This is a genomic window from Streptomyces melanosporofaciens (genome assembly GCF_900105695.1).
Classification (GTDB): Bacteria; Actinomycetota; Actinomycetes; order Streptomycetales; family Streptomycetaceae; genus Streptomyces; species Streptomyces antimycoticus.
On sequence record NZ_FNST01000002.1, the window covers coordinates 7,942,419 to 7,955,378 of the forward strand.

Sequence of the window (12,960 nt, forward strand, 5' to 3'; positions counted from 1 at the left end):
GAATCCTCCTTAGTACGGGGTCACTACACGAGGTCACTGGACAAGGTCACTGCTCGGGATCGGCCCCGAAGAGATGAGCGACGCCGACGACGCGCTCGATGATGACGACGGCCACCGCGGCGAAAAGCACCATCACGGTGCCGACGGCGGTCACGGTCGGGTCGTAGTTGTACTGGAGGTAATTGAAGATCCGCACCGGCAGGGTCTGCATGTCCGTGGTCACCACGAACAGCGCGATCGTCAGGTCGTCGAAGGACGTGATCAGGGCGAAGAACGCCCCCGCGATCAGTGGCCCGCGCACCGCGGGCAGTGTCACATGCCAGAACACCTGCGGCGCCTTCGCACCCAGACCGGCGGCCGCCAGCTCAGCCGACCGGTCGAGCCCGGCGAGACCGGCCAGGACCAGGCGCACCGTGTACGGGACGGTCAGGACCAGGTGCGCCAGCAGCAGGGTGAGCGGGCTGGACGCCATGCCGAGCTGGGCGTACCACTGGAGCAGCCCGATGCCGAGCACGATCGTCGGCACGGCGAACGCACTCGAGAACAGCCTGTCCAGCACCGACTTCCCCGGGAACGGGTAGCGGTGGATGGCCAGCCCCGCCGCGAGCCCCAGCGCCGTGGACACCACGGCCGCTCCCGCCGCCACGCCGATGCTGAGCAGGAAAGAGTCCAGGAACTCGGGCCGGTTCAGCAGCTCCGCGTACCAGTGCAGGGTCAGCCCCTTGGGCGGGAAGGTGACATAGCTGGTCGTGGTGAGCGACGAGGCGATGGTCACGAGCACGGGAGCCAGCAGGAACAGCCCGACGAGGGCGGCGAACGCGGCCCCGAGCAGGCGCCTCGCGCGCTCGCCCACGCCCGGGGCGATGGGTTTGCCCTCAGCCCCGTCCGCCGCCTTGTTCGCTGTCGATGCGGTGGTTGCCGTTGCCGTGTTCACGCGAACACCTCCTTGCCGCCACGCCCGCGCAGCAGCCGGGCGTACACGGCCGTCAGAATCGTCGTCACCACGATCAGCACGAAGCCGATCGCCGCCGCGTACGGCCAGTTCAGGTTGGACGTCGCCTCGGTGTAGACGAAGTACGGCATCAGCTTCACCGTGGGCCCGCCCAGAATCGCCGGGGTGACGAAGCTGGAGACGGTCAGGCTGAACACGATCAGCGAACCGGCGAGCATCCCCGGCAAGGACAGCGGGACGGTGATCCGCCAGAAGCAGGTCCAGCCGCTCGCCCCCAGGCCCTTGGCCGCGGGCGTGAGGGCCGGGTCGATCCGGTCCAGGCTGCCCATCAGGGGCAGCACCATATAGGCGAGCATCACATGCACCATGCCGACGACGACCGCGGTGTCGTTGTACAGCATCTTCGGCGCGTCCAGGCCCACGGCGTGGAACCCGTCCGCGATCGGTCCCTTCGGCCCGAGCAGCACCAGCCACCCGTATGCCCTGGTCACCATGGAGATGAGCAGTGGCGACAGCAGCACGAGGGAGAGGTAGTTGCGCGCCCTGGGCGAGCGTCCGCGCAGATAGACGGCGAACGGGTAGCCCACGACGAGGCAGCCGAGGGTGGTCAGCGCGCCGATCCACAGGGTGTGCCACAGCACGTCCCGGTAGAAGGAGTCCCCGAGGAACCGTGTGTAGTTCTGCAGAGTGGGGTCGCCCGCCTGGGTGCGGAAGCTGTTGTACACCAGCATGAACAGCGGTGCGATGAAGAGCAGGGCGAGCACGGCGATGGCGGGGGAGGCCAGCAGCAGCCCGGTGCGCCAGGGGCCGCGCGCCGTGTCCTTCTGGGAAACCTTCGGGGTCGGCGCGGAGTCGTCGGGCCTCAGGGCCGGGCCGTCAGCGATGCGTGCTGTGGCTGCCATGCGCAGATCACCTCCTCGCCCAGCCTGGGCACCTCGGAACCGAACGGCAGTGTGGCCTCGACGCGTCCCGCGGCCGTGGCCACGACGCAGCGGATGCGGGTTCCGAGGAAACGGGTGGCCTCGACGGTGCCGGGCAGTCCCGGCTGCGCCGTCGTATCGGCCGGTGTCCGGTCCGAGCGGCCCTCCTCGGATGCGGCCAGCACCCGCACGGCCTCGGGCCGCACATAGAGCCGTACCGCCTCCCCGTCGCCCGGCGCGGTGCCGACCGATGTCGCCATGACGAGATGCGCGTCACCGATCCGGCAGCGGTGCCCTTCGGCGGCGGCCCCCGCCGCGATCCCGTCGAGCACATTGACCTCGCCGACGAACTGCGCCACGAAGTCCGTGGCCGGACGCAGATACACGGTCTCCGGAGCGTCCAGCTGATGGATCGTCCCCTCGGCCATCACCGCGATCCGGTCCGACACCGCGAGCGCCTCGTCCTGATCGTGGGTGACCAGAATCGTGGTGGTGCCCACCCGGCGCTGGAGGGCGGCGACCTCCTCGCGCAGGCGCACCCTGAGCTGGGCGTCGAGGTTGGAGAACGGCTCGTCGAGCAGCAGCAGGTCGGGTTCCACGATCAGCGCCCTGGCCAGGGCCGTGCGCTGGCGCTGCCCGCCGGAGAGCTGGCGCGGATAGCGCTCGCCCATGCCGTCGAGCCCCACCAGCTCCAGGGCCTCGGCCGCCCTGCGCCTGCGCTGGGCGGCCCCGACCTTGCGCATCCGCAGGCCGAACGCGATGTTCTCCGCCACCGTCATATGCGGGAACAGGGCGTAGGACTGGAAGACCATGCCCATGGCCCGCCGGTTCGCGGGGAGCCGTGTGATGTCGCGGCCGTCCACCTCCACCACGCCGGAGTCGGGCAGCAAATGGCCCGCCACCATGTTCAGCGTGGTGCTCTTGCCACAGCCCGACGGACCGAGCAGGGTGAGGAACTCCCCGGGCTCCATCGTCAGGTCGATACCGCGTACGACCTCCTTGCCGCCCAGGGCCTTGTGGATCCCCTGGAGAACCAGCCGCCCGCGGCTACTTCCTGCCCGTGCGGCGGTGTCCGGGCCGGCCGGTGCGGCCTCCTTGCCCACGGTTTCCGTCCCCGCGGTCACTTGCTCTCCACCTGCTTGTTCCACTGGTCGGTCCAGGCGGAGCGGTTCTTGTTGATGGTCTTCCAGTCGAGCCTCAGCAGGGAGTCCACCTTGTCGGCGCTGACGACCTTGTTCTTCAGAGCGGGGTCCTCCTTGACGCCCTTGACCACCGAGCCGTCGTAGGTCGCCTTGGCCAGTGCCTGCTGGACGGACGGCTCCAGCAGATGGGCGACGAACTTTTGGGCCACCTCCTCATGCGGTGCCTTCTTCACCACGTTCGCCGTGGTCACCAGGCCGATGGCACCGTCCTTCGGGTAGGCGAACTCGATCGGGAAGTCCTTCTCCGCGAGCGTCGAGGTCCGCGACACCCCCCACACCGAGGCGGCGGCCTGGCCCTGGAGGAAGTAGTTGGACACATCGGCGGTGGTGTCGAACGTCGCCGCGTTCCGGGCGATCTTCTTGACCGCCGTGAGGCCGGGGTCGACGTCCTTCTCCGAGCCTCCGTTCGCCTTGGCCGCGCCGACCAGCAGCCCCACCCCGTAGGTGTTGGTGATCGACGGAAGGACCACCTTGTCCTTCAGCTTGGGGTTGGCCAGGTCCTCCCAGGTGGTGGGCTTGGGGATGCCGTGATCCTCGAACCACTCGGGGTTGTAGGCGATGCCCGTGGCCGTCAGCCCGAATCCCACCCCCGAGTTGTTCTCCATCCGGGCGATCGGCACCACATCGTCCACCGGCACCACCTTGGTGTCGATCGACGCGAGCAGTCCGGCCTCCAGTGCCTGCGCCTGGGGACCGTCGTCGACCAGCGCGACGTCGATCTGCGGGTTGGCACGCTGCGCCTTGAGTTTGGCGACGGTGTCGGTGGAGGAGCCGGGGATATAGGTGACCTTGCAGCCGCAGCTCTTCTCGAACGCGGGCAGTACCGAGTCGCGGAACGCCGTCTCGAACGAGCCGCCGTAGCCGGCCACCACCAAGGCGCCCCCGCTGCCGCCACCGGCTGAGGGATGGGGAGAGCCACAGCCGGTGAGTGCGACGGTGAGAGCGAGGGCACTGGACACGGCACACAGGGCTGGCAGGGCTGATCGGGGGGAATCCATGGCTACCTCCTGCGATGAGGGATGGAAGTGCCGTTCCCGCGACCGGAGGAGGCGGGAGGGAGGGTGAAGCGATGGGGGATCCGGGCGTCGCGCAGTGCGCGAGGGGGACGAGGAAAGAGAGAGATACGGAGGCGAACGGGGTCAGCCGAGCGGGCCGGGGAGCGAGGTCTCCACGTAGAAGCGGGAAGTGTCGGTCGGCAGGATGATTTCGAGGTGTTCGACCACCTCGTCGTTCTCCGCCCAGGTGACGCGCAGCCAGCGGAAGACCGCGGTACCCGGTTTCAGGCCGAAGAGCCCGGCATGCTCCTCGTCCAGGGCGTACGGCTCCACGTAGAGCCGTGAACGTTGCAGGGGCACTCCGCGGTCGCGGAGGTACATATGGCTCGTGATGGTGACCAGGTCCTGGTCCAGCAGGTCGGGGGCGAACCGGAAGGGCAGCACGGCGAGCTCCGTGCCGGTCACGCGGCTGCCGTCCGCGCTCAGCTTGTGGCGATCGAGTTGTACGACGGCGTCGTTGTCGTCCAGGCCGGGCAGCCGCAGGGCCGCGCCGCCCGCGGGCAGGACCTTGGCGCTGATCACCCGGTGGTCGCCGTGGGTTTCCGGCCCGCTGGTCAGCACGCCCGCGGAGCGGAGCAGGTTCTCCTCATCGGTGGTCTGTGCGACAAACGTGCCGTGCCTGCGGTACCGGACGACCAGCCCGGCGTCCGCGAGGTCGCGCAGCGCGCGCTGCACGGTGATTCGCGAGACGCCGAACTGTTCTCCGAGCTCGGCTTCGGTGGGTACCCGGGTCCCGGGTCCCCACCGGCCGTCCCGGATGTTTCCCTCCAGCTCCCTGCGGATCTGCTCGTACAGCGGGAGGTCACGTTCGGCCATGCGAAGAGGGTGATCTCTATCAATTGCTATGTCAATACGTTGGATGGATATGACGTAGGGCCGTAACGCATCCTCCTCGCCGGACGCGGCGGGAAACGTCTCCGCAACGCGGTTGGGGGTGGGAGACGGGCCCCGGCGTCAGCCGCTTACCAGGGCCTCCGGCCCTACGTCACCTGTGGCTCAGCGCGCGGGGCTCCGCCATCGGCAGGGGAATCCCCCGGAACACGCCGTCCGGGTCGACGGTGTCCTTCACCGCGAGCAGCCGGGCGGTGTTGCCACCGAAGACGTGAGGGATCTGGTCCGTGGCATCGGGCCCCAGCAGGTTCGCGTAGCCGCCGGCGAAGGCATGTGGCTCCAGCGCCGCCGAGGCGGCATCGGCCCAGGCCGTGTGCCGGCCGCCGTCCGTCTCCGGCGTCCACACGGCGAGGACCTCGGCCATCATATGGGGCTTGCGCAGCGCGAAGGCCGTCTCCTCCCAGGGGACGCGGGCGGCCGCTCCGTGGAAGTGGTGCACCGAGAAGGCCGACAGGGGTGAGGTCATCGTCTTGGCGCCTTGCACCAGGGCGTCCACCACCTCGGGGGTGTGGCGGGGGAGGGAGCGCGTACGGAGGCTGACGTGCCGCCCGTTCGGGAACATCGTGTCCCGTGCGGCTATCGCGGTCGCGAACGAACCGGTCTCGAACTCGGCCACCGCGGGGGTGCCCAGGCGCGTCAGCCGCTGTACCGGACCGGATGGATCCGTGCCGACGGCCGGTTCGCCGGACCAGGTCGGCCACAGCATGGCCATCGGTGCCCCGTCGGGCCCGTTGATGATTCCGGTCTGCACCGTCAACTCGTCCGGGCAGTCCGCGAGGAGTGCCCCCAGCCGTGCGAAGACCTTCGGGGCCTGCCGCAACGGATAGAGCACCATCCCGGTGACCACGGCGGGCACCGTATGCAGCCGGATCTCCATGGACGTCACCACGCCGAAGTTGCCACCTCCGCCGCGCAGCGCCCAGAACAGATCCGGTTCGTGCTCGGCGTCGGCCCACACGACGGATCCGTCGGCCAGCACGACCTCGGCACCCGCCAAGTTGTCCGCGGCGAGGCCGAATCGGCCGCCCAACGGGCCGTAGCCGCCGCCCAGGGTCAGCCCGGCCATGCCCACGGTGCCGACGGTGCCGGTGGCGGCGACCATGCCGTACGGGTCGGCGGCGGCGAGCACATGGTTCGTCCTGGCCCCTCCCGCAACGGTCGCCCGGCGGGCCCCCACATCGACGTGCACCGAGGACATCGGGGTCAGATCCAGCGTCAGCCCCTGGTCGCTGAGGGCACGTCCCGCCCAGTCGTGGCCTCCGCCCCGCACCGAGAGCGGCAACCCGAACTCCCGAGCGGTCCGGACTCCTGTCTGTACCTCGGCGGTCGATGTGCAGCGCAGCAGAATCGCGGGCCGGAAGGTGACCGCGCCATTCCAGAGCGCGGTGCCCGCCGTGTACTCGGGACCCGCGGTGAGGACCCGATCGACAGGCAGGCGCTCCTTCAGCGCAGCTACCGCCCTCTGCTGAGTCTGCGAGGTGACTGTCATGCCTTGCTCCATAGGTACATCAATATGTGCGTGAGCCGGAGACCACGCGGTGGCACCAATCCCATCGTGGGACATCAGGTTCGGCTCACAAGCGGAGGACGCGATCGGTGGCGCGTGCCGCGTGATAGGCGAATTCCCAGAAGTCCATATGTCCGATGGCCAGGTTCACATGCATCACATTGACATTCGGGGGCGTCAGTCGGAATGCGCGGTCGAGCTCCATGTCCCCGTCCTCCAGCTCCTGGCTTCTGGTCGAAACCGCGAGCAGGGGGTGGTCGCCGGTCATGGTGACGGCATCGGCCAAGAACACGACTTCGAGGGCGGGTTCGGCGGCAGCGGATATCACGTCGTCCGGACTCGCCCCGGCGAACGCACGGTCGTCGAGCAGGAAGGTGCGCACCTCGAAACCGTTGTCGTCGGGCTGGTGGAGCAGATCGACGACTGTCCGCCACGCCACGTCGTCCGAGAAGTCCGTACGCACGACAAGGGCTTCGGCTTCGAAGTCGTGATGGGTGAAATCGATGGTCGGTGGCATGGCGGGGTCACGCATGGGAAGTCCTCTTCTTGTCGCTCGATGTAGCTCCTGCCTTTTCCGGTGAGAATTGCAGGAGCGTGACCGAGTGTGCTGGAAATGACCAGGTCAGGGAGGTGCCGTGGGCCGTGGCGCGAGACTTTTCGATGGTGACGGCGTCGGGGTGTTCGGCGTCGTTGAAGTCGTGATAGCTCCTGCCCGCCACCACGGATACGTCGACCGTCGTGGCATGCTGGGAACTTTCCAGCTCGACCCGGGACTTGATGTCGTCCTCCGGTGAGCGGTTGACGACGAGAAGGTTGAGCGTTCCGTCCTTGTCGACGGTGGCATTCGTCACCAGTGCCTCGTAGGACGAGCCCAGCGGTGTCTCCCGGGTGGAAACCTCGGTGTTGCCCTTCACTTCGCTGGCCACGACGTGTCCGCCGCCGTGGAAGAAGTCGCTGAGCTGCTCGCGCACGATCGCTTCCGGGGTGGTCACGAAGCCGGGCGCGCCTCCGAACAGCGTCCGCTGCAGTCCCGGCTTCTTCCCGATCAGGCCGTTGCCCGTGGTCCAGCGGACACCGAGGTCGGCGAACCGGGCCCATTGGGACGCCATATAGAGGGCGTGCGACATGGCATAGGAGTATTCGGGATAGTCCTTGGAATCGTTCTTCTTCCCGAAGAAGAGGGCGCCGCATTCGGAGACGGCGACATAGGCGCGATCCTTGCCGTGTGCGCGTACCTGCGCGATGAGGTCGGAGACCATCTTCGCGGCGGCCCTTTCGCCGAGCATCTGATAGTCGTGTCCGGCCTGTTTGTCGGGGAAGCTCGTGGCCTTCAGGTCCCGGGAGAAGTTGGTGTACGGGTGGATGGCCATGCCGTCGTACGCGTCCGCGTGGCCGTGCTCGGCCATGAGCTCCGGGAAGCTCTTCCCGCCCGCCGGTTTCCCGTCCTCGATGGGCGCCCAGATGGCGAGCACCTCGATGGTCGGATCGACCGCCTTCATCTTCGTGTAGTAGTCGACGAAACCGGCGTGTGGTCCGGAGTCGTAATCGGCGGTGATCTCCGAGCCCTTCCGGGGGACCTCTCCGTGGTGTCCGTCGCCGAAGCGGATCCTGCCGCTGCGCGGGTCGAAGGTGTAGACGGGGTCGTCCGCTCCGGCCGAGGCGAGATCGGCGACCTCGCGCCAGGTGTCCTCATCGACGCGGATGGTCTGGCTCTTGGGTACGACGGGCGGGTACCAGACGGTGAAGCTCTGGTTCGGTTGGCCATTGCTCACCGCGGCGGAGGGCCGGTGGTCGGTGGGTGTTCCGACGCGCTGGCGCTTTTGCCGCTGGGTGCCCCCGAAGGCGTACTGCCGCATGGCCTTGTCGTCGTCGGCGCTCATCCAGTAGCGCTGGTTCTCTCCGTGCAGCTCGTTGCCGATTTCCCAGTAGCGCACGCCGTAGGGCTCGGGGTGGCCGTTCCGCGCCCGGAGGTCGCCCCACGTGGTCCCCTGGGGTGCGTTCATGTACGCCACCCAGTCGGCGATCTCGTCGGGGGTCGAGTTGGCGAACGGCGCCATGATCTCCGGAGTGGCGCCGACCTCCCGCATGAAGGCCATGTACTCGTCCGGCCCGAACCGGCTGTCGACGGGTACCCCTTCTTGCGCCTCCACCTGGCGAGTCCGGTCCGCCTGGGGGCCGATGGCCCCCTTCCAGTTGAACAGGTTGGAGGAGGTGCCGCCGGGATACCGGATCATCCCGATTCCGGCCTTCTTGATCTTTCCGACGATGCCCGGGGCCGGGCGGTTGTGCTTCGGGTCCCACATGCCGTAGGCGTCGTCGTACCACTTGGCCCCGTTCACACCGGTCATGAACGGGCTCACCGTGAACGATCGCCGCTGGGCGTCGACGGCGATGACCGGCACGCCGTCCGGGCCGCTCGACCCCGTCAGGTCGTCCGGGGTACACCCGGTGCCCATGACGCCGGCCACCGCGGCGGCCGCGCCGTACAGGAAGTGGCGCCGACCTATTTCACTCATGCGCGCTCTCGCTCCTTCCGAAGGGGCCGAGGACACGCGAACGGCGACTGCCGAACATGGCGCAACCTCCCACGAGTTGTACGTCTTCGTGAAGAGGACGGTAAATGCTGTCTTTGTGGGATTCATGTGAGGAGCCGCTGCCCGACCGGCCTAGACGCTGTCCTCGGATACGGCCTTCGGGGCCGTCTCCCTCGCGGTGATCGAGGGCCGCGGTTCGCCCGAGTCGACGATGCGCTGCGCCAGCCGCCGTCTCAGCTTCACCAGGACGTCCTCATGAGTCGGGTCGTCCACGAGGTTCCTCAACTCATCGGGGTCGGAGTGCAGGTCATAGAGGTAGGCGTCCTGATACCGCTCGGCGCGCGGTTCGTTCCAGGCGTCGGCGCCCGGCGCGGTCGCGGCATACTTCCAGCGGTCGGTCCGCAGCCCTCGCCCGACCTCCGATTCGCTGATCTGGAAGAGCACCTCGCGTGGCCACTCGGCGCCGTCCGTGCTGTGTGGCAGTGGCAGCAGGGACCGTCCCTGCATCTGTGGCGGCACGGGTATGCCCGCGGCCCGCAACAACGTGGGCGGCAGGTCGACATGGCTGACCAGCTCCGGGAGGCGCACGCCACCGCGCAGCCCCGGCCCCCGCAGCACGGTGGGCACGCGCAGGGAGGCGTCGTGCACACTGCGCTTGTACTCGTCGTTGCGGGTCTTGAAGTGGCAGCCGTGGTCGGAGGTGAAGAGGATGACGGTCTCGGCCATCTCCCCGCGCCGCTCCAGGGCGGACACGATGCGGCCGAGCACCTCGTCGAGCCGACGCACCATTCCGTAGTAACCGGGCAGATGCTCGGCCCAGTTGCCGCCGCCGAGGGCAGCGAGATCGGACGGCACCCAGGGAGGGGCATAGCGGTCGCGGTAGCCGTTCGGGGCGGGATAGTCGTCGCGGGAGTTCTGGTGGTGGGGCTCCAGGAAGGACAGGAAGAGGAAGAACGGCCGGTCCTGATCCTGGCCCTGGCCCCGGCCGCGGGCGTGGTCGATGAAGTCGATCGCGGCGGTGCCGAGCGCGTCGGCGCGGTAGCCCTCGAACGGGTGCGGGGAGCCACTGCCGTCGTACAGCGTGGTCTCGTAGGCGTCCGAGGTGAATTCCAGCAGGTTGGCGGCGAGCCAGTGTTCGTAACCCGCCCGGTCCTCCTCCGGCACCGGCCCGGCGGTGTGGTCGCCGGCGAGATGCCACTTGCCGATGTAGCCGGTGGTATAGCCCGCGTCCCGGAAGGAGCGGGCCAGGGACGGAGTGTCCCGGGGGAGGGCGAGGCCGTTGCGGAAGACGCCGGTGGTGGTCGGGTACTGCCCGGTCTGGAGGCTGGCGCGGGAGGGCGCGCACACGGGCTGACAGGTGAAGGAGTGGTCCACGCTCACCCCCTCCGCGGCAAGGCGGTCGAGGACCGGCGTGAGCCCGTGCGGGTTCCCGTGCAGACCGGTGGTGTCCCAGCGCTGCTGGTCGGTGAAGAAGACGAGGACGTTCGGACGCCGCGTGGACGTGGTGGGGCCGGAGGGAGAAGCGCTGCGGGTCATCGTGCGTGGCCCTCCTGTCCCTTGTTTTTTATGAGAGTATTTTATTTAAGCAAGCCGTGCGCTAGACTTCCAGGCCGCGCGCGCCGGGGTCAAGATCCCGTACTCGTCAATGTCCTCAGTGCGCAGTCGAGAGGAGCGCCGCAGCAGATGCCGGGCGATATCGCTACATCCGCCCTGGCCCGGAGGGTCAACGCCGCCCGCATCCTGGCAAAGCTGCGGGAACGCCCCGCGAAGCGGGCGGAGATGTCCTCCGGCGACTTGGTGGATGCCACCGGCATGTCGCGGCCCACCGTGCACGCCGCCGCGCACCACCTCGTCGAGCTCGGCTGGGTCCGGGAGAGCAGCGATCGCGTCGACGGGCGACTCTCCGGGCGCGGTAGGCCATCGAGGGTCTTCTCGTTCGCGGCGACCGCCGGTTATGTTCTGGGCATCGACATCGGCGCACACAGTGTCCGCGTCGTCGTCGCCGATCTGCGGGGAGCCTTCGTCGCCGAGGCGCGGATCGCGTTCGGTGACCCGTCGGTCGGCCCGGAGCAGCGCATCACGCGGGTGCGCAAGCTCGCCGTCGAGGTGGTGCGCACCGCCGGGCTGCGCGATGAGCAGGTACTGGCGGTCTGCGTGGGCACCAGCGGCCCCGTCGACGCCGACGGCGTCGTACAGCAGCGCACCGGCATCCCGGGCTTCCTCGGGGTCGACCTCCGCGCCGCGCTGGCCCGGGACTTCTCCGCGCGGGTGTGCGTGGAGAACGACTGCAACCTGGCGCTCATCGGCGAGCGCTGGCGCGGATGTGCGGGCACCTCCCAGGATGTCGTCTGTCTGCTGGCGGGGGAGAGGCTGGGGGTGGGCATGTGCACCGGCGGCACCCTGGTGCGCGGCCAGGCCAACAGCGCCCGGGACCTCGGTTTCCTGTCCCTGATGGGTGACTACTCCCGCGACGACGGCATCGCGAGATCGGTCCGGGAGCGGGGAGCGTCCCTGGTCGCCGAGGCGGCGGCCCGAGCCACCCCGCCGCGCCCCGGCGCACCGGGCGCCGAGCTGCGCACACTGACCGACGCGGACCCGCGCCGCGTGAGCGCGAGGGATGTCTTCGAAGCCGTCCGCCGGGGCGACCTCGGCGCCGCCGGGGCCCTGGAGGAGGGGCTGGAGGCGGCCGCCCGCGCGATCGCCACGCTGACGATGCTGCTCGCCCCCGAACTGGTGGTGGTCACCGGTGCCGTGGCGGGAGCGGGAGACGTTCTGCTGCCGCCGCTGCGGCGCCGGCTGACCGACCTCGTTCCGCGCGTCCCCCGCATCGAAGCCTCGCCGTTGCGCGAGCATGCCGTGGTCACCGGTGCCGTACGCCTCGCCCTCGACACGGCCGAGACGGACTACCTCGACCCCCTCGCCCCCGCCCCCAGGGCGGCCTGATTTCCTGCCGAATGCCCCACCGGCCACCTCTGCGTCCGTCCCGGCCGGCCGAATATCCGGCCATGTGTGGATGGCGACGAGGACCATCCGGGGTTCCACCGATGATGAACTACCAGAGAGCGTGAACCGCATGAAAACCGCGATGCCGAAGAAGACGGCTGCCGGCTGGATCGCCGGCGTATGTGTGCTGCTGGCCGCGGCGCCGGCCCTCACGGGGTGTTCGACGGACTCGGACTCCACGAAGTCGAAGGGCCCGGACGGCTCGGCCTCGGCCGCCCCGTCTGCCTCGACCGGCACCAGCGCCGAACCCACCCCCTCCCCGAAGGGGCGGCCCGGTGGTCAGTCCACGGTGCAGGAGGCGGTGGCCACCTGGGTCACCGGGGTCGTACAGGACCGTCCCAAGAAGGCCTGCTTGGTCATGGCGACTTCGGCCACCGACGGGTCTCCCGCGAAGCCCAACACGGCGGCGATGTGCGGCGGCGACACACCGCAAGCCCAGCAGATGAAGCAGCAAATACACCGTCTGCACGCCTCGTTCGCCCCTGATCAGCCGAAGAATCCCCCGACGGTGAAGGTGGCGAAGGTCCCGGTCGCGGAGAAGAAGGCGACGGTCGACGGCGAGCAGATCACCGTGGACGGCCAGACGTTGAAGGCCATCGTCCTGTCGAACTCCACCGGAGTGAAGGAGGACGAGATGGGTGTCAGGGTCGAGGCCGCCGTCGTGGACGGTCGCTGGTATGTGACGGACCTGGGTCTTTCCATCGGCTGACGCGGCGTTGGCGGCCGCGGGAACCGGGGGATCCCGCGGCAGGCTCACCCGGCGGGACCCTTGACCTCCCTGGGTTTTGGTTGCAAGGTCACTCCAGCGTAGTTAAATAAACTACTCTAATTTAAAGGGTGGGAGAGGCTGCGGTGCGGCGCGGGCTGCCCCGACGCCGCCTGCTCCCACCCCGTCC

At 68.9% G+C, this 12,960-nt stretch carries 11 protein-coding genes; 2 read left to right on the top strand and 9 right to left on the bottom strand.

Annotation, left to right across the window (positions count from 1 at the left end):
* Positions 1 to 46: 46 nt before the first annotated feature.
* The 9 genes from BLV72_RS36445 to BLV72_RS36485 form a co-directional block, all read right to left on the bottom strand.
* Positions 47 to 934, bottom strand: coding sequence for an ABC transporter permease (locus BLV72_RS36445; RefSeq protein ID WP_208905836.1), 888 nt, complete (start codon positions 932 to 934; stop codon positions 47 to 49).
* Entirely contained in the window at positions 931 to 1,854 is a 924-nt protein-coding gene (locus BLV72_RS36450) for an ABC transporter permease (RefSeq protein ID WP_208905838.1), read from the bottom strand. The genes BLV72_RS36445 and BLV72_RS36450 overlap by 4 nt, the downstream gene beginning before the upstream one ends.
* Positions 1,815 to 2,996, bottom strand: coding sequence for an ABC transporter ATP-binding protein (locus tag BLV72_RS36455; RefSeq protein ID WP_093467747.1), 1,182 nt, complete (start codon positions 2,994 to 2,996; stop codon positions 1,815 to 1,817). The genes BLV72_RS36450 and BLV72_RS36455 overlap by 40 nt, the downstream gene beginning before the upstream one ends.
* Positions 2,993 to 4,033, bottom strand: coding sequence for an ABC transporter substrate-binding protein (locus BLV72_RS36460; protein ID WP_208905840.1), 1,041 nt, complete (start codon positions 4,031 to 4,033; stop codon positions 2,993 to 2,995). The genes BLV72_RS36455 and BLV72_RS36460 overlap by 4 nt, the downstream gene beginning before the upstream one ends.
* A gap of 180 nt (positions 4,034 to 4,213) precedes the next feature.
* Positions 4,214 to 4,945: a GntR family transcriptional regulator gene (locus tag BLV72_RS36465; RefSeq protein ID WP_093467750.1), complete on the bottom strand. Its 732-nt coding sequence runs from the start codon at positions 4,943 to 4,945 to the stop codon at positions 4,214 to 4,216.
* Between the two features lie 169 nt (positions 4,946 to 5,114).
* Positions 5,115 to 6,509, bottom strand: a complete 1,395-nt coding sequence (locus BLV72_RS36470) for an FAD-binding oxidoreductase (RefSeq protein ID WP_093467751.1) — start codon at positions 6,507 to 6,509, stop codon at positions 5,115 to 5,117.
* 85 nt (positions 6,510 to 6,594) lie between these two features.
* On the bottom strand, positions 6,595 to 7,059 hold the full coding sequence (locus BLV72_RS36475; RefSeq protein ID WP_093467753.1) for a DUF6924 domain-containing protein: 465 nt from the start codon (positions 7,057 to 7,059) through the stop codon (positions 6,595 to 6,597).
* A complete protein-coding gene (locus BLV72_RS36480; protein ID WP_167746457.1) occupies positions 7,052 to 9,043 on the bottom strand; it encodes an alpha-L-arabinofuranosidase C-terminal domain-containing protein in 1,992 nt (663 codons plus the stop codon). The genes BLV72_RS36475 and BLV72_RS36480 overlap by 8 nt, the downstream gene beginning before the upstream one ends.
* A 150-nt stretch (positions 9,044 to 9,193) precedes the next feature.
* Positions 9,194 to 10,597 carry a sulfatase family protein gene (locus tag BLV72_RS36485; protein WP_093467756.1) on the bottom strand — a complete coding sequence of 468 codons (1,404 nt, stop codon included), beginning with the start codon at positions 10,595 to 10,597 and terminating at the stop codon, positions 9,194 to 9,196.
* Between the two features lie 147 nt (positions 10,598 to 10,744).
* On the opposite strand from BLV72_RS36485, the gene BLV72_RS36490 reads away from it, so the two are divergent.
* The gene (locus BLV72_RS36490) at positions 10,745 to 12,004 is read left to right on the top strand and encodes an ROK family transcriptional regulator (RefSeq protein WP_167746458.1); all 1,260 of its coding nucleotides are present in this window, start codon (positions 10,745 to 10,747) and stop codon (positions 12,002 to 12,004) included.
* A gap of 130 nt (positions 12,005 to 12,134) precedes the next feature.
* Positions 12,135 to 12,773, top strand: a complete 639-nt coding sequence (locus BLV72_RS36495; RefSeq protein WP_143059832.1) for a hypothetical protein — start codon at positions 12,135 to 12,137, stop codon at positions 12,771 to 12,773.
* The last annotated feature ends 187 nt before the right edge of the window (positions 12,774 to 12,960 follow it).